Source organism: Paraburkholderia sp. GAS42 (genome assembly GCF_050436565.1).
Lineage (GTDB): Bacteria > Pseudomonadota > Gammaproteobacteria > Burkholderiales > Burkholderiaceae > Paraburkholderia.
In genome coordinates this window covers 60,236-76,865 of sequence record NZ_JBNDML010000028.1, presented here as the reverse complement: position 1 = coordinate 76,865, position 16,630 = coordinate 60,236, and the positions used below count along the sequence as shown (strand labels likewise).

14 protein-coding genes are annotated in these 16,630 nt (G+C 63.4%); 7 read left to right on the top strand and 7 right to left on the bottom strand.

All coding sequences use genetic code 11. The features are described from left to right. Nucleotides 1-103 precede the first annotated feature (103 nt). The 4 genes from rlmB to P3T16_RS30685 all read left to right on the top strand — a co-directional run bounded on the left by rlmB (nt 104) and on the right by P3T16_RS30685 (nt 2,933). Entirely contained in the window at nt 104-853 is a 750-nt protein-coding gene (gene rlmB / locus P3T16_RS30700; RefSeq protein ID WP_429256572.1) for a 23S rRNA (guanosine(2251)-2'-O)-methyltransferase RlmB, read from the top strand. 29 nt (nt 854-882) lie between these two features. Beyond that, complete coding sequence (locus P3T16_RS30695; RefSeq protein ID WP_429345096.1) at nt 883-1,776, top strand: N-acetylmuramoyl-L-alanine amidase; 894 nt, start codon at nt 883-885, stop codon at nt 1,774-1,776. Nucleotides 1,777-1,822: 46 nt separating this feature from the next. After that, on the top strand, nt 1,823-2,518 hold the full coding sequence (rpiA, locus tag P3T16_RS30690; RefSeq protein WP_429256570.1) for a ribose-5-phosphate isomerase RpiA: 696 nt from the start codon (nt 1,823-1,825) through the stop codon (nt 2,516-2,518). Between the two features lie 175 nt (nt 2,519-2,693). Beyond that, nucleotides 2,694-2,933 carry a hypothetical protein gene (locus P3T16_RS30685; protein ID WP_429345095.1) on the top strand — a complete coding sequence of 80 codons (240 nt, stop codon included), beginning with the start codon at nt 2,694-2,696 and terminating at the stop codon, nt 2,931-2,933. Nucleotides 2,934-2,991: 58 nt separating this feature from the next. Here the strand turns inward: P3T16_RS30685 and P3T16_RS30680 are convergent, their stop codons facing one another. Beyond that, nucleotides 2,992-4,245: a glycosyltransferase family 4 protein gene (locus tag P3T16_RS30680; protein ID WP_429345094.1), complete on the bottom strand. Its 1,254-nt coding sequence runs from the start codon at nt 4,243-4,245 to the stop codon at nt 2,992-2,994. 178 nt (nt 4,246-4,423) lie between these two features. Between P3T16_RS30680 and P3T16_RS30675 the strand changes: the two genes are divergently transcribed. The 3 genes from P3T16_RS30675 (at nt 4,424) to P3T16_RS30665 (ending at nt 6,738) form a co-directional block, all read left to right on the top strand. Beyond that, on the top strand, nt 4,424-5,614 hold the full coding sequence (locus P3T16_RS30675) for a glycosyltransferase family 4 protein (RefSeq protein ID WP_429345093.1): 1,191 nt from the start codon (nt 4,424-4,426) through the stop codon (nt 5,612-5,614). A 191-nt stretch (nt 5,615-5,805) separates the two neighbouring features. Beyond that, nucleotides 5,806-6,537, top strand: coding sequence for a class I SAM-dependent methyltransferase (locus tag P3T16_RS30670; RefSeq protein ID WP_429256566.1), 732 nt, complete (start codon nt 5,806-5,808; stop codon nt 6,535-6,537). 33 nt (nt 6,538-6,570) lie between these two features. Then, nucleotides 6,571-6,738 carry a hypothetical protein gene (locus P3T16_RS30665; RefSeq protein ID WP_429345092.1) on the top strand — a complete coding sequence of 56 codons (168 nt, stop codon included), beginning with the start codon at nt 6,571-6,573 and terminating at the stop codon, nt 6,736-6,738. A 4-nt stretch (nt 6,739-6,742) separates the two neighbouring features. Here P3T16_RS30665 and P3T16_RS30660 read toward each other — a convergent pair whose 3' ends face one another. The 6 genes from P3T16_RS30660 to P3T16_RS30635 form a co-directional block, all read right to left on the bottom strand. Beyond that, complete coding sequence (locus tag P3T16_RS30660; protein ID WP_429345091.1) at nt 6,743-9,151, bottom strand: polysaccharide biosynthesis tyrosine autokinase; 2,409 nt, start codon at nt 9,149-9,151, stop codon at nt 6,743-6,745. Nucleotides 9,152-9,172: 21 nt separating this feature from the next. Continuing rightward, nucleotides 9,173-10,444, bottom strand: coding sequence for a polysaccharide biosynthesis/export family protein (locus tag P3T16_RS30655; protein WP_429256564.1), 1,272 nt, complete (start codon nt 10,442-10,444; stop codon nt 9,173-9,175). Nucleotides 10,445-10,471: 27 nt separating this feature from the next. After that, nucleotides 10,472-11,413, bottom strand: a complete 942-nt coding sequence (locus P3T16_RS30650) for a glycosyltransferase family 2 protein (protein WP_429345090.1) — start codon at nt 11,411-11,413, stop codon at nt 10,472-10,474. A gap of 23 nt (nt 11,414-11,436) precedes the next feature. After that, nucleotides 11,437-12,831: an undecaprenyl-phosphate glucose phosphotransferase gene (locus P3T16_RS30645; RefSeq protein ID WP_429345089.1), complete on the bottom strand. Its 1,395-nt coding sequence runs from the start codon at nt 12,829-12,831 to the stop codon at nt 11,437-11,439. 25 nt (nt 12,832-12,856) lie between these two features. Further along, nucleotides 12,857-13,591, bottom strand: a complete 735-nt coding sequence (locus P3T16_RS30640; RefSeq protein ID WP_429256561.1) for a Crp/Fnr family transcriptional regulator — start codon at nt 13,589-13,591, stop codon at nt 12,857-12,859. 508 nt (nt 13,592-14,099) lie between these two features. Further along, the gene (locus P3T16_RS30635; protein WP_429345088.1) at nt 14,100-16,610 is read right to left on the bottom strand and encodes a glycosyl hydrolase 2 galactose-binding domain-containing protein; all 2,511 of its coding nucleotides are present in this window, start codon (nt 16,608-16,610) and stop codon (nt 14,100-14,102) included. Nucleotides 16,611-16,630 lie beyond the last annotated feature (20 nt).

Here is a 16,630-nt window from a genome sequence, read left to right as displayed (position 1 = left end):
GTTTTTCGTTTTCAGCACGCACTCTGTCGACGTGCAATTCACGCGCGTTCACAGGCGCATTCGAAGCGCAACGCAGCTTCGCTCAATCAAAGGTTGTCCAGTCATGTCACGTCTCAAGGTTCTATACGGTTTCCACGCAGTGACCGCGCGTTTGCGGCACGACGCATCGTCGGTCGAAGAGGTCTATTACGACGCGACGCGCAAGGACCGTCGCATGACGGAGTTCCTGCATGTGGCGAAGGAAGCGGGCGCGCGTCTGATTGCCGCCGACGAAACGCGTCTGTGGGGCCTCGCGCATACGGAACGCCATCAGGGCGTCGTCGCGCGTGCGGGCGACCTGCCGCTGGCGCAGAATCTGGCGGAACTGCTTGACGGCATCAATGGGCCGGCGCTCCTGCTCGTGCTCGATGGCGTGACCGATCCGCATAACCTCGGCGCCTGTCTGCGTGTCGCCGATGCGGCTGGCGCGCATGCGGTGATCGCGCCGCGCGATCGCGCGGTTGGACTCAACGCGACGGCCGCGAAAGTGGCGAGCGGCGCGGCCGATACCGTGCCGTACATCACGGTGACCAACCTTGCTCGCGCGCTGCGCGAGCTGAAAGATGCGGGCGTGTGGATTGTCGGGACATCCGGCGAAGCGTCGGCGGAACTCTATGACACGAAACTCGACGGTCCGGTCGCGATCGTGATGGGCGCCGAAGGCGAAGGCATGCGCCGTCTGACGCGCGATACGTGCGACGTCGTGATGCATATTCCGATGGCCGGCAGCGTCGAAAGCCTCAATGTTTCCGTGGCGAGCGGCGTGTGCCTGTTCGAAGCCGTGCGGCAGCGTGGGGCGCTTACTAAAACCTGATGACCTTAAGCGCCTGACTGTGCCGTGATATGAATTTCATCGACAGAAGCCGCGGGTGTCTCCTGCACCTCACACGCTTCGCGGCGCTCGGGCTGGGCGCGATCCTTCTTGCCGCCTGCACGACCACCACGATCGATCGCGGCACCTACCTCGCTGACACGCGCTGGCACGCGCAGAATGCCGACTCGCGCGTGCGATTTCTTGTGATGCACTACACGGAAATCGACGAAGCGAAGTCGCTGCGCGTGCTGACGACCGAGGGCGTCAGTGCCCATTACGTCGTTCCAGACGCACCGGACATCGAGCATGGCGAACCCGTGATCTTTCAGCTCGTGCCGGAAAACCAGCGCGCGTGGCATGCAGGCGTCAGCTACTGGCAGGGCACGACTGAACTGAACGCCGCGTCGATCGGCATCGAGAACGTCAACCTCGGACCCGTCGACACACCGCAGGGTCGCGGCTGGCAGCCGTATCCGCCGGCGCAGGTCGACGCGCTGATCCGTCTCGCGAAAGACATCGTCACGCGCTACAACATTCCGCCGACGCGCGTCGTCGGTCACAGCGATGTCGCCCCGCAACGCAAGATCGATCCCGGCCCGCTGTTTCCGTGGAAGCCGCTCTACGATGCGGGCGTCGGTGCGTGGCCGGACGCCCCGACGGTCAGCGCGCATCTTGCCGGACGCGATCCGGCCGCGCCAGTCGATGTGCTCGGCCTGCAGCGGAAGCTCGCGCGCTACGGCTACGAGATCGCGACCGACGGCGTGCTCGACGACCGCACGCGCCGGGTGTTCGCCGCGTTCCAGATGCACTTCCGTCCGCGCGACTACGCGGGCAACCCTGACGCCGAAACCGAAGCAATCGCGGAGGCGCTGCTCGACAAATACGCCGGCACCGAACTGCCGGAAACGCGGCCGGCGCCTTAGGCTTCCGCTAAACTCACGTTTTTACACCTGCCTGCCTTACCTCCCCATGACCCAGGACGAACTCAAGAAAATGGTCGGCCAGGCCGCCGCCGACTACGTGAACGCCAATGTGCCTGAAGGCTCCGTGATCGGCGTCGGCACCGGCTCGACCGCAAACTGTTTCATCGATGCACTGGCCGCGACGAAACAGCGCTATCGCGGCGCAGTGTCCAGCTCGCTCGCCACCACTGCGCGCCTGCAGTCGCACGGCATCAAGGTATTCGATCTGAACGAGATCGAATCATTGACCGTGTATGTCGACGGCGCCGACGAGATCGACGACAGCGGCGCGATGATCAAGGGCGGCGGTGGCGCGCTCACGCGCGAGAAGATCGTTGCTTCTGTGTCAGAGGTATTCGTGTGCATCGTGGACGCCAGCAAGCGCGTGGATGTACTCGGCGCCTTCCCGTTGCCGATCGAAGTGGTGCCGATGGCGCGCACCGCGATTGGCCGGCGTATCACTGCGATGGGCGGCGTGCCGGTGGTTCGCGTGCAGAAGGACGGCATGCCGTTCCTGACCGACAACGGCAACGAAATCCTCGACGTCAAGGGCCTGCGCATCAGCGACCCGCGTACCCTCGAAATGCACGTCAACGCGTGGCCTGGCGTGGTGACAGTGGGCCTCTTCGCCGGGCGTGGCGCCGATATTTGCCTGCTTGGCACGGAGACGGGCGTGGAAAAAATCGAGTACTCAAGAAGCTGAATTCGTTGCATCGCGTTGGGTCCGAAAAAGGCGCCGCACTGCACCCCGCAGGCGGCGCTTTTTTAATGTGCCCGATGTTTCTCGCGACCGCCATATGCCATCCGGCCAGTTTCGCGTGAGGAGGCGCGCAGGTACGCTTCTTCTGTCGTTATCAAAGGCAGAAAGGAGAATCCCGGTGACCATGCATCGCAATCTGAGGCGCACACTCGATGTCGCGTATGAACGTATGAAGCGCGAGCCGTCCGCGGACATCGCTTTCACGGGTAACTATGGGCTGTGTCTTGGCGTCATCATGGGCGCGCAGGCGTGCAACGCCATGACCGGAGAAGAAGTGGCCACCGAGCGCGCACATCTGGCGATGCTGGCCGCGCTGCATGACATGAAGGCCGGTGGTTTGGGCCGGTCGCAGGTCTGACGTGCACCCGCCCCAGCGGAAGCAGGACGCGTTTCGCCGCTGCGACGCGCAACGCGCGCTACCGCGCCGCCCGCGCAATCGCCTGCGTCATCCGTGTTACGTAGGCTTCGAGCGAAAAATCGCGTTGTGCGTCGATCGTGCCCTGGCTGGCAAGGCGCTGCGCGACATCGGGCTGAAGCCGCAATGTGTCGATGGCGCTGACGATACCGTCCACGTCGCCAGGCTTCACGAGCAGACCGTTGTGGCCATCACGCACGATCTCCAGAACACCGCCGGCCGCCGCAGCGACTACCGGGCGTCCCGCGACCATGCCTTCGATCACCACACGCCCGAGCGGTTCAGGATCGATCGACGTATGCAGGATCACGTCCATCGCTTTCATCCAGGCGGGCATGTCGTCACGAAAGCCGGCGAAATGCACACGGTCAGTCACGCCAAGTTCCTCCGCCTGCAGTCGCAGACCATCGGCGTATGCGCGTTCGCCGAAAAGCGGCGCACCGACCAGCACGAGATGCATATCGGGCAGCCGTGCAAGTGCCTGAAGCGCAATGTGCTGACCTTTCCACGGCGCGAGTCGACCGAACAGGCCGGCAAGATACGCGTTTTCCGGCAGACCAAGGCGGCGGCGCAGTGCAGCGCGATCGTCGGGGGCGTCGGCAGCGACCTTGTGGAACGCGGCCGCGTCGATACCGTTAGGAATCACGGGAATACGTTCGAGCGGAATACCGGCCAGCGCGCTCAGGGTCTCGGCCGACGCGCGGGAGTTGGCCACAACCTGATCGACTACGTAACGCGAGAGCCACTTGACGACCATCAGCTGCACGCGCCCGAAATGCGCGCGCGACATGATGTCGTGCAGGAACCAGATCACGGGGCGTCGATGCAGCGGTTTGCCGAGCGCGCCCAGCACCATCGCTTTCTGTGTGTTGACGAAGAGCACGTCGAAGCGCCGTGCCTCGCGTGCGATCGCGCGTATCTGCCGCACGATGCCCGGCACGGCGGAGAGCAGGTTGAGGCGCACGGCTTCGCGGTCGAGGTTCGAGACGCGCGCATCGCTCAGCACCTTTACCCGAACACCGTTCTCTTCGAGCCGTGTACGAAACGGGCCGTCGGCAAGCAGCACGACTTCGCTGCGCGAAGTGCACGCTTCGGCCAGCGGCAGCAGCGCGAATTCGGCGCCGCCCAGCTGGCCTGTCTGATCGAGGAAGAGTACCGTCGGCGCGTGCGCGCTGTCGTACACACCGGCATCGGCGGGCAGCGATGCGCCGGCGTCGGCAGGCGGAAAACGTCGGATCAGGTCAGGAGCATTCATCGTCGTGCGCCACGGGAAAATGCGGGATCGGGCGGGCAGTGCGCGGCGCGAAAGCCGGCCGCCCGACGAGTCATCATTATTCGCAAAGCGGCGTGCCTGCTGTGTGGCCGCGCGCACGCACGGGCGCAGAACGGACGCTTACACTGGCTCCGTCTGTTTCTATCCTGGTACGGAAATCATGAAAGTCGCGATCGTGCACGACTGGCTGGTGAAGCCCGGCGGTGCGGAGAAGGTGCTCGAGCACATCATCCACTGCTTTCCGGATGCGGAGCTGTTCAGTCTCGTCGATTTTCTGGAGGACCGTGCGCCGGTTCACGGCAAGAAGGTGACGACCAGTTTCATCCAGCATCTGCCGTTCGCACGTCGTCACTATCGTGCGTATCTGCCGTTCATGCCGCTCGCTATCGAACAACTCGATCTGTCGAACTTCGATCTCGTCATTTCGAGTTCGTACGCGGTCGCGAAGGGCGTGCTTGTCGGTCCGGACCAGACCCACGTGAGCTACGTGCATTCGCCGATGCGTTACGCGTGGGACCTGCAGCATCAGTACCTGCGCGAAGCAAAGCTCACACGCGGCCCGCGATCCTGGGTGACGCGCGCGCTGCTGCACTATCTGCGCGGCTGGGATACCCATTCGACGAACGGCGTCGACCGGCTGATCGCGGGATCGCAGTTCGTCGCACGCCGTATCCAGAAGACCTATCGCCGCGACGCGGCCGTGATCGCACCGCCCGTCGATGTGAACAAATTCGATGTGTGCGCGCAGAAGGACGATTTCTATCTGACCGCGTCGCGCATGGTGCAGTACAAGCGGATGGCGATGATTGTCGAGGCGTTCAGCGCCACGCCGGATCGCCGTCTGGTGGTGCTCGGCGACGGGCCGGAGATGGCGTCGATCCGCTCGAAGGCCGGACCGAACGTGCAGATTCTCGGCTATCAGCCGTTCGAAGTATTGAAGGATTACATGCAGCGTGCGAAGGCCTTCGTGTTCGCCGCCGAGGAAGACTTCGGCCTCGTATCGGTGGAAGCGCAGGCGTGCGGAACGCCGGTTATCGCGTTCGGCAAGGGCGGCACGCTCGAAACCGTGATCCCGGTAGGCGAGGACAATCCGACGGGCGTGTATTTCGACCAGCAGACGGTACCGTCGCTGCTCGACGCACTCGATCGCTTCGACCGTCAGCGTGCGCTCATTACGCCATCCGCGTGCCGCATGAATGCCGAGCGGTTTTCGGCGGCGATCTTCCGGCACGAGTTCATGCTGGAGGTGACGCGCACGATCGCCGCAGGCGGCGCGCGCGCCCGCATCGAGGCAGCGCCTGTCGATGCATGGCCGGGCGACGCCACGCGTCGCGGCACGTGGGGCCGCTGAACCGGCGGAACGCTGCTGCGACAGGCGCACGCAGGACGCGAGATTGAGCGTGCGTCCGCGAACAGTGCGCACGCGGCCGTCCGCCAATAATGTCGACACCGTGTCGCTCGCCTTCACTCGCCTGCGACGCCGTGTTTTTACTGTCGATCGAACCCGCCGCGAATGTCGGCAACCGGTGCAAGGAGCAGTCGATGCAACAGGCTACTGAGTTTTGGGACGGCTTGTTTCGCACACGCAGCGAAGACAGCAGCCGTCTCGTTGAAATGCCGGATCTCGACTGTCCGGTGTTTCGCCGCGCGGTCGAACACTTTGGTCCGTTGCGCGGCAAGACGCTGATCGATCTCGGCTGCGGCGCGGGCGCGTCGTCGCTGTTTTTCGCGTCGCTGGGCGCGAACGTGATCAGCGTCGATCTGAGCCCCCTCGCAATCGAAAACCTGAAGCGCTACTGTGCCCAGCAGAACATCGAAAATATCCGTCCGGTCGTGCTCGCGGCGCAGAACCTTGCGACGCTGCCGCCCGCCGATTGCGTGTTCGGCTCGATGATCCTGCATCACATCGAGCCGTTCGACCAGTTCGGCGCCACGTTGCGCGAAGCGATCAAGCCAGGCGGCCGGGCGTTCTTCTGGGAAAACAACGGCGCGAGCGACATGATGATGTGGTTCCGCGATAACGTCATCGGTAAATTCTGGGTGCCGAAGTACGGCGACTCCGATGAATCGCCGCTCGCGCCGCGCGAAGTGGATGAACTGCGCAAGCATTTTCGCGTGACCACCGAGTTCCCGGAAATGATCTTCATCCAGATGGCCTCGACCTATCTGCTACGCGGCAAGCTGCACGGTCCTGCGCTGGCAATCGACAAGATGCTGTCTCACTTCCCCGCGCTGCGTAAATACAGCTATCGTCAGTACGTGTGCCTGTCCTGACAGCTGAACGCTGAAAGACCTTCCTGTGATGTGATGAAGCAGAACGCCGGCGCAAGCCGGCGTTCTGCTTTTGAAGCGTCGCTGACACGCCAAAAAAACGCGAAAAAAACGCCGCGCCTGTTCACACTGAAAGGCACGGCGATTCCATCATTCGAAGCGATACGCAACAGCGCCAAAGCGCCAAGGCACGCAGGCAGCTAAACCCTCAAACGTCCTTCGTTTCCGCATCAGGCGGCGTCACCGTATAAGTATGCACATACGCATAGTCATACGCGCCGTACCGTCCGCCACGCTTCACCTGCATTGCGTTCATCACGCTGCCAATGATCCGTGCGCGCGCGCGTCGCAGTTTCTTCAGCGATTCGTTGATGTCGCGTTCCGTATGCACACCCGCGCGCATCACAAGGATCGTCGAGCCGGCCACGTTAGCGACGACAGCCGCGTCAGCGACAGCCAGCAAAGGCGGCGTATCGACCAGCACGATATCGAACTCACGTTCGAGCCGATGAATCACATGCGCGAACCGCGACGACGCGAGAATCTCCGACGGGTTCGGCGGATACGCGCCCGCGCCGATGAAGTGCAGTCCGTCGACGCCGGTCGCGCGTGCCGCGGTCTCGACATCGATCTGTCCGGTCAGCAGCTCGGTCAGCCCGCCTTCAGGGGAACTGCCGAAATATTGCGCGAGCCGGCCGCGCCGGAGGTCCGCGTCGATCAACAGGACGCGGCGCCCCGATTCGGAGAGCAGCGTCGCTAGATTCGCACACAGAAAACTCTTGCCATCCGACGGCGCGGGACTCGTCAGGCAGACGATCCGGTTCGGTGCATCGACGAGACCGAATTGCAGCGCCGAACGCAGCCCGCGCAATCCTTCGACGGAGACGTCGAACGGATTCATCTTCACGAGAAGAGGGCGGGAAGGCGCGTGTTCGCCGGGCAGCACCACGGTTGACTCCCGTGCCGCCGTCGATGCCACAGTCGCGCCCGGCAGGCGCGGCATCACGCGACGCATCAACACGGACAGACTGTTAGCGTTCGACATCGCGGGGCCGGCCAGCCGGCTCCATCCCTGCGCACGCGGCAGTGCAGCCTGCTTTCTGTCATAGGCGAGGCGGTCGGCACGCGCCTGATCGACGCTATACGAAATCGACCCGAGCACAGGCACACGGAAGCGACGCTCGATCAGATCTGGATCGGCGACGCCGGTCAGGAATTTGCGCCGCACGATCGCAAAGCCGATGCCCGCGATGATCCCGAGCATCGTGCCGCCCGAGATGATCAGCGAGGCTTTCGGTTTGACGGGCGCCGACGGCACCAGTGCTTCATCGACGATGTGCACGTTACCGACCGTGCCTGCGCGCGTGATCGACAGCTCCTGAATGCGGTTGAGCAGCGCGACGTAGACTTCCTCGGCAACCTTCGCATCGCGTTGCAGCGACAGCGCTTCACGCTCGGTGCCCGGCAGTGTCTTGAAGCGGTCTTCGAAGCGCGATTTTTCGCGCCCCATTGCGGCGATCTGCGCGTCGACCGTCTGCACTTCGAGACTGTCAGCGGTGAAACGCTGCAGAAGCTGCGCGCGCTGGATTCTCAGCGATGCAATTTCCTTTTCGTACTGAAGACCACCAGACAGATACACCTGTGCTTCCTGGGTAGGCTGGAACGTGCCGACACGTGCCTGATACTCGGAGAGCGCTGTCTCCGAACGTTTCAGTTCGTCGCGCAGATGCGGCAGCTCGCTGTTCAGGAACGACAGCATCTTGCTCGCTTCTTCCTGCGCGCGCTCTGTCCGGTGATGCAGATACGAGAGCGCAACCGCATTCGTGATCGCCGTGATCGCTTTCGGATCGACGCCGGAGTAGGACAGCTGCACGATACCTGTATCGTGGCCTTTTTCGCTGACCTGCAGGCCGCCGGCGAGACCGAGCACGGCATCGAGCTGGTTGGAGCGCGTCACGGAAAATTCGGTGCCGGGGCGCGCGACGAGCTGCTTCACGACAAGCGTGACGCCGCCGGCCGAAGCCGACTCCCCCGCGGCACCCGTCAGCAGAACCCGCTGGTCCGCATCGAGAAGTGTGTAGCGGCCATTGCCCTGTGCGATCAGGGTGAGCGGGACGCCTTCCAGCGCTTTTGGCACCGTGATCGAATCGACCGAAAAAATCTCGCCGCCCCACGCGTATTTCTGCATGCCGAACCATGCAGGAAGCGGTTTGCCCGGATGCGCGAAGACGTGCGATATCGCGCCGAGATATGGCATCCGCTTGTCCGAGGTCCAGAAGTTGAGTTTGAACTGTTCGACAACTGGCTCGACGACCGTCCGGCTGCGGATAATTTCGATCTCCGCGTCCGTGTGCGGCGCGCCGCCTGCTGCCGACAGTGCCGAAATAGCCGCGGCGCTCGACGTGCTGGCATTCGGCGTTTCAACCTGGATCAATGCGTCCGCGGAATAAATGTGGGTGGCCGTCTTCGCGTAGAAGACGGACATCATGATCACAGCGCCAGCGATGCCGATCACCCACCAGATCTGTTCGAAAATGATACGTATCAGATCCCGTACTACCTCTTCCTCATCGCTTCCAGGCGCGGGCGAGGGGTCAAGCATGTCGAAGGTACTCATATGAATCTCGCGTGCCGTGGATTAGGGGTGGACCAGTTCTTTGGTGAAGAAGATGGTCTGGATCGTCGGCGTCAACTGTTCGAGGAAGCGGTTAAAGCGTGCCGAACTTGCAACCTGCACGTAGACCACGTCGCGCGGCTGAAGGTCGAACCGGGTCATCAGCATGATGGCGTCGACCTGTGTCATGTCGAGCCGGTACACGAGGGGTATCAGCGCGCTGTCCTTGACGTTGGCCTTTGCCACTACGGGTACCGGTGCTGCGGCCGTCGGCTCGGTGACGGGTGCAAGCGCTGGATTGATCGCGCCACGCACCACGTAGATGAAGCGCGGATCGCCGGTCTTCACGTCGAGCCCGTTTGCGCCCGTCAACGCGTCGGCGAGCGTCAGCTTGCCGCGGTTCATCGGCAGCGACGTCGGGTGCACGACTTCGCCGAGCACGAATACGCGGCTGTTCGAGCGGTCGGGCACGTCGACGATGTCGCCGTCTTTCAGGATGACGTTCTGCTGCGGGTCGCCGGTTTCGAGCAGCGCCGCGACGTCGACCAGGTAGCGTTTGCCATCGCGCGTGATGCCGACGTTCTGCAGATCCGCATCAGGTTGCGCGCCACCGGCACGGTTGATCGCGTCGACCACGGAAAGCGGCAGGTCCGTGATCGATTCGGCGGCGGGGCTTCGTACATTGCCCGTCATCTGAATGACCTGGCTGTTGAAGCCCGAGACGCGCACGTCGAGTTGCGGATCGCGGATCGTCTTCGAGAGGCGTTGCGTCAGCAATTGCTGGATCTGCTGCGCTGTCATGCCCAGAACCTTGATGCGGCCCGCGCGCGGGAAAAATATCGTGCCGTCGTTCGCGACGCGCACGACGAGTCCACCCTCGACACCACCGGTGCTGGTGATGCCCCCGGATCCGGATCCGGGCGAGAGCGCAGCTGAACCGCCGGCATTACCCTGCGGCAACGGCGGTGGCGTGGTGCCGCCGCCTCCGCCGCCGCCCGTCAGTTCCGGATGATCCCAGACGATGACGGTGATCTGGTCGTTGATGCCGACGTGGTATGCGTAATTGTTGCGTTCCGCCTTCGTCAGGCATGTCAGCGGACACGTCGACGGCTGCGCGGCGGCGCGCTTTTCGGCGAAGTAGGCGATATCGATCGGCTTGACCGGATAGGTGTCGGCGGCATACGTCGGCTCGACGGTCTGGTCAAGACGGTTACGGTCCAGATACGGCCCCGGTGCCAGCGAACACGCTGAGAGGCTTATCAGGAGCAGGCCGGCGGATAATTTTCTGATAGTCATAGTGGTCCCTCGCGTTAGCGGGTACTGCTATTGCGCCTGGCGAACGGCTTCGCGCCAGGCTCCGCGCATCGCGCGTAATCCGACCCACCATTTACGCAGCGCGATCTTGAGACTTTCGCCGGCCAGCACCAGCGACAACGCGCGCGCAAGCCCCGGGTCCGCGCGATTGCCGATCAGCGATGCATAGACGACGAACATCCCTCTGCCAAACGGCGGCAGGTGTTCACACATGATGAGACGGAGATTGAATGAAGCGTTGTAAAACGCCGTGTCGTTGAACGTGTAGCGCTGGTCTTCGTCGCTGCGCTGCGCCGGATAATGTTCGACGAGCAGCGTCGGATCGTAGACGAGCTTCCAGCCGCGGCGCATCACGTCGAGGCAGAACGCCATTTCGCAATGCACCTGGGCGCCGCTGCCGCGCAGACGCGGGTCGAACCGCACGGGCCCGATGGCTTCCCGACGGAACGCCATGTTGACCGCTTTCAGCACCTGCACGTTGCGCGGCGCGCCGGCACCGATGTGATGATTGCCGACCGCGCGTCCATACCAGCTGACAAGGCCAACCGTCTGCTTCTCGCCGGTGAGAATACCGTTGCGTTCGTGAACGATGTCGCGGCCGCCCAGGCCGCCGAGCAGCGGATCTTTCGCAAACGCTGCGACGATACGTTCGACCCAGTCGGCGTGCGGCGCGGCGTCGTCATCGGTGAAACAGACGAGGTCGCCGGTCGATGTCTCGATGCCGCGGTTGTACGCGGCGACCACACCAGGCTCGCGCACGAGCGCGACGCGCAGCGGTGTTCCGTCCGGCATCTTCTGGAGCGCTTCAAGCCATCGAAGTGCGTCGTGATCTTCCGTGCGTACAACGACAACCAGCTGATCGACACGCCGCGTCTGCGCGCACAGCGCGGCAACGCAACGAGCGAGATCAGCGGTACGCCGCCACGTCGGCACGATTACGGAAACCTTCACGATGAATCCCCGGCAAAACAGAATCAATAGACGTTGTGGCCGACAAAACCTTTAAAGATCGTGATGAACACGATCCGGATGTCGAACCAGAACGACCAGTTATGTATGTAGAAGAGGTCGAACTTCACGCGCGATTCCATCTTTTCGACTTTCGTCGTCGCGCCGCGATACCCATTCACCTGAGCCCAGCCGGTGATGCCCGGCTTGATGCGGTAGCGGTGCATGTAGCCGTACACGAGATCCTTATAGAGATTGTCGTGTTCCAGCGCATGCGGCCGTGGTCCAACCACCGACATCTGGCCTCGCAACACATTGATGAACTGCGGCAGCTCGTCGAGACTCGTCTTGCGCAGCAGCGCACCGAGCTTTGTCACCCGCGCATCGTTGCGGCAGGCCTGAGTGAGCTGGCCTGCCACCTCGTCATGCACGGTCATCGAACGGAACTTGTAGATCTTGAACGGCCGGCCATCCGCACCCTTGCGCATCTGCGTGAAGAACACCGGCCCAGGCGTTGTCAGCTTGATCGCCGCGGCGATCAGCGCGAACAGCGGCGACAGCACGGTCAGCACCGCGAGCGCAAACAGACGGTCAAAAATGAGTTTTGGCCACAACTGCGGTGGCGAAATCGGCGAGGCGCTCAGATTGATTGTCGGCAGGCCGAGAATCTCGACGATCGCGCGGTCGAACAGCGAAAGACTGCGTACGTCAGGAATGAAACGCAGGTTGATGAAGTCGTCGCGAAAGAGCTTGGTGAAGCGATAGATCGTGCGTTCTTCCGAGAGCGGCAGCGCGAGCCACACTTCGTTGACTTCATCGGTGCGCGTTTTCTTCACGAACGCGTCGACATCGGTCAGCACCGGCACGTGATGCATGCGCGTGCTGGCCGCTTCGGTGTATTCGGGGTCGGCGCTCGTATCGAGCACGAACACCGGTTTGAAGCCGGCTTCGGGCGCATGTTCGAGATGCGCGAGCAGCATGCGCACGAAGCCCGGCGTGCCCACGATCGCCACCGTGCGGTAATTCAGTCCGCGACGGCGTACGTGACGCAGCGCCAGGTGCGCGAACAGTTTTGTCGCAATGATGAGACCGCCGGAAATCAGCGTCGACGAGCCGTACCAGAGCCGCGACACCGCATCCATCCGGTGCAGCGTGAAGACCAGCACGAGACCCAGCGCCGACGCCGCGATGAGCGCGGTCAGCACGCGTGCGAGCATCCCCGGCAGCGATTTGCCGCGCCACGTTTCGTACACGCCGAAGCTCGGGAACAGCAGCAGCACGAGCGCGCAATGAAACGCAATCAGGAGCCGTTCGGTATCGGACAGCTCGATCGGCGTCGAAAAGCGCATCCAGTGGGCGATCAGCGCGCCCGTGATGATGAAGAGCGCGTCGAGGGCGCGCGCGATGTGCTTGAAGAGCATGATAGGGCTCCCGCCGCGTCCCCGTTCAGGTCACCGCCTCGGCCTGATGCAGACGCGGCAGCAGCCGGTCGAATTCACGCTTGACGAGCCCATAGCATTCGCATGCACGCGATTCGAGCGCGTGACGGTCAAGGATGCGGATGTGCCCACGGCTGTGGTGAATCAGGCCTTCGGCATGCAGACGTCCCGCTGCTTCCGTAATGCCTTCGCGACGCACGCCGAGCATGTCGGCAATCAGCTGCTGCGTGACGGTGAGATCGTTCGATGCGACGCGATCCACTTCGATCAGGAGCCACCGGCACAGCTGCTTGCTGAGCGAGTGATGGCGGTTGCACGCTGCCGTTTGTGCGACCTGCGTGAGGAGGGCGTGCATGTAGAGCAGCATGAGGCGGCGGATCAGGTCCGAGCGCGCAAACTGTTGACGCAGACATTGCGAGGTCATGCGATATGCGAAGCCTGCACATTGAACCTGTACGCGGTTCGGCATCGTTTCGCCGCCGGTGAGGATCGGCACCCCCGTCATGCCTTCGCGACCGACTGCAGCGATTTCGACGGAGCCGCCGTCTTCCATCGTGGAGAGCAGCGAGATGATCGAGCTCGTCGGGAAATACACGTGATGAATGCGCTGTCCTGAATCGCAGAGTAACTGTTCAGCACGCAGATGAACGAGCTCGAGGTGAGGCGCAATGGCCTGCCATTCGTGGGACGGCAGCGCACCCAGCAGATGATTGCCGTGCAGGTCGGATTGGAGCGTCAACATGATTTGGTCCTCGCACGAAGCCGCGTAGTGCGCGTCTTCTGTTTTTTGATCCGGCTTCTGCATTCCGTTGTGGCTTCCGCCTGGCGAGCGGTGGTAGATCTGCAGTGCCGGCCCCGTATGGCCCGTTGCGCGACCGATGTAGTTGACCTCTTGTACGGTGGCGCTTGTTGTGTTGCGCTCATCTCTAAGCGAGTTGTGTGCCAGTCAGATCGAAAGCGAGTGCTGATGCGGTGCAGCGAACCATGTCATTGTCAAACGCTTCGAAAAATGACGGTTTTTGTTTCACATCTGCAAACACGTTTCGACGCGCGCACCGGCTCCGGGATATTTTTGTACGCGCCAAGTCGTTGATCGGATTGGGTTCGCGGCCTTTCTGAAAATGCGTGCGGCGCTGTAACACCCACTACACGGGGATCGCCCGAGCCGCCTCGCGGCGTGGCAGAAGTGATTCAAAACTGGTTAGCTGCGAGTGAGGGCCGAGGGCTTTCGCGCGTGTGCGCAAACCTCTCTAGCCATAGAAGACGGGCGTGAGCGCGTTGATCGCGCGTAGTTCGCCCTGCGGCCTGGCGTCTGTATCGTCCGGGTTGAGTCTGATCAGTTGAATCGTTTGCGGCCGGTTCGGCGCGAGGTGAAACACATCGCGCGCGGCACGAAAGCGCGGGTCGACGACATGCACCGCGCGCGCGAAGCGGTGTGCCTCGATAACCAGCTGCCAGCCTTGCTCCGTGGGCTCGAGCGCGACTTCCATCGGGATGTCATGACGGCTTTCGACACGTCGGTCAGGCAGATGAAACGCCTCCGACAGGACCTGTCCGCCCGATGCATCGAACAACGTAGCAATTGTTACGTCGTGCGAACGTGGACCGAAGCGATACGCGTACGTCAAGTCGAAAAACTGGCCGAGACAGTCGGAAGCACGCAGACACTGTGTGCTTCGCGCCGACAGTTCAACCGCTACGGTTGCCGATGCAACCTTCTGCACGCCGGCGCGCAGACTCACGATTTCGAGTTGCGCCTTGAGCGCAGTGTCCGTCTCATTGATGAGATGAAGGTCGAGGCCGTCGAGGCCTTCGTCGGTGATCAGCAGTTGCACCGGTTGCAACGTGCGGGCGAGGGCGTGCCATACGCTTTTCGGGCGGCCGGTGGCATCGACGATGCCCCAGCCCGCGCCTGCGCGCAGATCCTGGAACTGCCACACCAGCGCGCCACGGCACGACGCGCCATGCCGGCGCCACTCCGCGAACACGTCGGTCATGACCTCCGCGACGACTGCGCGCGACAGGTCCAGATAGCGTTGCGGGTCTTCATAGCGCAGCCGCGCGGGCTCGACGCCATAGAGCGTGTGCAGGTAATGGTCGCGCACGTCGTCGAAGTCCCAGCCGGAGCCGGGATCGCGCGGCACCGCGGCCTTCCAGCGCGGATCGTGCTGCTGGATCGTGCCGAGTGCATCGTGCAGCGTGGCATCGTCGGGGACGTTGGCGAACGCGAGGCACTCGGCGGCGAAGCGCACCTGAGCGCGCCGCGCGTCGTCGAGCGGGCGCATGTAGGCGCCGACGCCGTAGTAGTGCGTCACGCCGCGACGCGTCGAAAACGGCCACGTGCCGCCCGACGGCGAGTTGACGACATAAGGCACGTCGGGCCTTTCGGCTGCGACGATGGCGGGCAGGCGCTCCGTGAAGAGCGGTTGCGCGCGCAAGGCCGGCGGCAGACCGAACATCGCGGCCTGCTGGTCGACTTCGCTGCCGCCGCACAGCACGGCAAGCGAAGCAAAGCGGCGCGTGCGGGCAAGGAACTGGCTCGCTTCACGCGTCGTCTGACTGGTAAACGATTCATCGGTCGGATAATCGAAATTCGCGAACGCAAAGTCCTGCCAGATCAGGATGCCGAACCGGTCAGCGAGTGCGTAGAACGCATCCGACTCATACACCATCGTGCCGCCGACGCGCAGCATGTTCATGCCTGCGTCACGGGCAAGCGCAAACGCGTGTTCGAGTTGCGCCGGTGTGCCGGCAAGCGTGACGAGATCCGCTGTCGTCCAGCACGCGCCCCGGCAGAACACGGGAACGCCGTTCACGATCAGCCCGAACCCTTCGCCGTCGGCGCCACGATCGACTTCGATCGTGCGGAAGCCGACGCGCCCGAGCCCGATCGACGCAGGAACGTCGCCGAGCTTCAGGGCGACGTCGTAGAGGCTCGCCACGCCGTGCGTATGCGGCCACCATCGGTTGGCATTGGGAACGCGCAGCGAGCCCGTCAGCGTGCGTTTATCGCGCCAGGCGAGCGTCGCATCGACGCCGCCGCACGTGAGTTGCGCCGCAGGCATCGAAATCTGCTCATCGATGAAGGTCAGCGTGAGCGAAACGACGCCATCGTTGCCCTCCACCCGGCTCGACAGGTCGACGGTATCGAACGCGTGAGGCGAGCCGCCGAGCAGCTCGACGGGCCGCCACGGGCCGGCCGCCTGCAGTGGCGGACACCAGCCCGGCATATGTCCGAGGAGCGTCGTGCGGACGTTGCGCAGCGTCGGCGGACTGACGAGCCGCGGTCGCCAGCGGGCGCGCGAACGGCGCGCCTCGAGCGCGGGCGTGATCGAGCGGAAGCACAGCGCGAGCGCGGCCGTGCCGTTGAGTTCGATATCGATATCGTGCGCTTCGAACATCGAGTCCGAGCGCAGGATCAGCGTGCCATCGAGCCACACTTCGGTGATCGAGGCGAGGCCGTGCAGGCGCAGACGCCGGTGGCCATGGCCGGACAGCGCGACACGGTACCAGTGATCGTCGTACGCGAAGCGCGGCGGATGGCCGGCGTTCAGACGGCCCGCCGCGCGCCACGCGGACGCTACAGTGCCGGGCACGTCAGCGGCCAGCCAGCCTTCGTTCGGGCAGTCGGCGGGCGTCGCGCACGCGCCTGCGGGTGTGGTCACGCAATGCCAGCCCGACGAAAGCGCGAGCGGCCAGACCTGCGCGACATTGTCGTCAGGACGCGTCATCAGGTCCCGCAGATCAGGCGGCGCCCGCATGGCTGGCTCGCGTGATGCAC

What these genes read in the sequence shown, in the direction of transcription:
- rlmB (WP_429256572.1), top strand. Translation starts at nt 104, where the DNA reads ATGTCACGTCTCAAGGTTCTATACGGTTTCCACGCAGTGACCGCGCGT.
- P3T16_RS30695 (WP_429345096.1), top strand. Translation starts at nt 883, where the DNA reads ATGAATTTCATCGACAGAAGCCGCGGGTGTCTCCTGCACCTCACACGC.
- rpiA (WP_429256570.1), top strand. Translation starts at nt 1,823, where the DNA reads ATGACCCAGGACGAACTCAAGAAAATGGTCGGCCAGGCCGCCGCCGAC.
- P3T16_RS30680 (WP_429345094.1), bottom strand. Translation starts at nt 4,245, where the DNA reads ATGAATGCTCCTGACCTGATCCGACGTTTTCCGCCTGCCGACGCCGGC.
- P3T16_RS30675 (WP_429345093.1), top strand. Translation starts at nt 4,424, where the DNA reads ATGAAAGTCGCGATCGTGCACGACTGGCTGGTGAAGCCCGGCGGTGCG.
- P3T16_RS30670 (WP_429256566.1), top strand. Translation starts at nt 5,806, where the DNA reads ATGCAACAGGCTACTGAGTTTTGGGACGGCTTGTTTCGCACACGCAGC.
- P3T16_RS30665 (WP_429345092.1), top strand. Translation starts at nt 6,571, where the DNA reads ATGAAGCAGAACGCCGGCGCAAGCCGGCGTTCTGCTTTTGAAGCGTCG.
- P3T16_RS30660 (WP_429345091.1), bottom strand. Translation starts at nt 9,151, where the DNA reads ATGAGTACCTTCGACATGCTTGACCCCTCGCCCGCGCCTGGAAGCGAT.
- P3T16_RS30655 (WP_429256564.1), bottom strand. Translation starts at nt 10,444, where the DNA reads ATGACTATCAGAAAATTATCCGCCGGCCTGCTCCTGATAAGCCTCTCA.
- P3T16_RS30645 (WP_429345089.1), bottom strand. Translation starts at nt 12,831, where the DNA reads ATGCTCTTCAAGCACATCGCGCGCGCCCTCGACGCGCTCTTCATCATC.
- P3T16_RS30640 (WP_429256561.1), bottom strand. Translation starts at nt 13,591, where the DNA reads ATGTTGACGCTCCAATCCGACCTGCACGGCAATCATCTGCTGGGTGCG.
- P3T16_RS30635 (WP_429345088.1), bottom strand. Translation starts at nt 16,610, where the DNA reads ATGCGGGCGCCGCCTGATCTGCGGGACCTGATGACGCGTCCTGACGAC.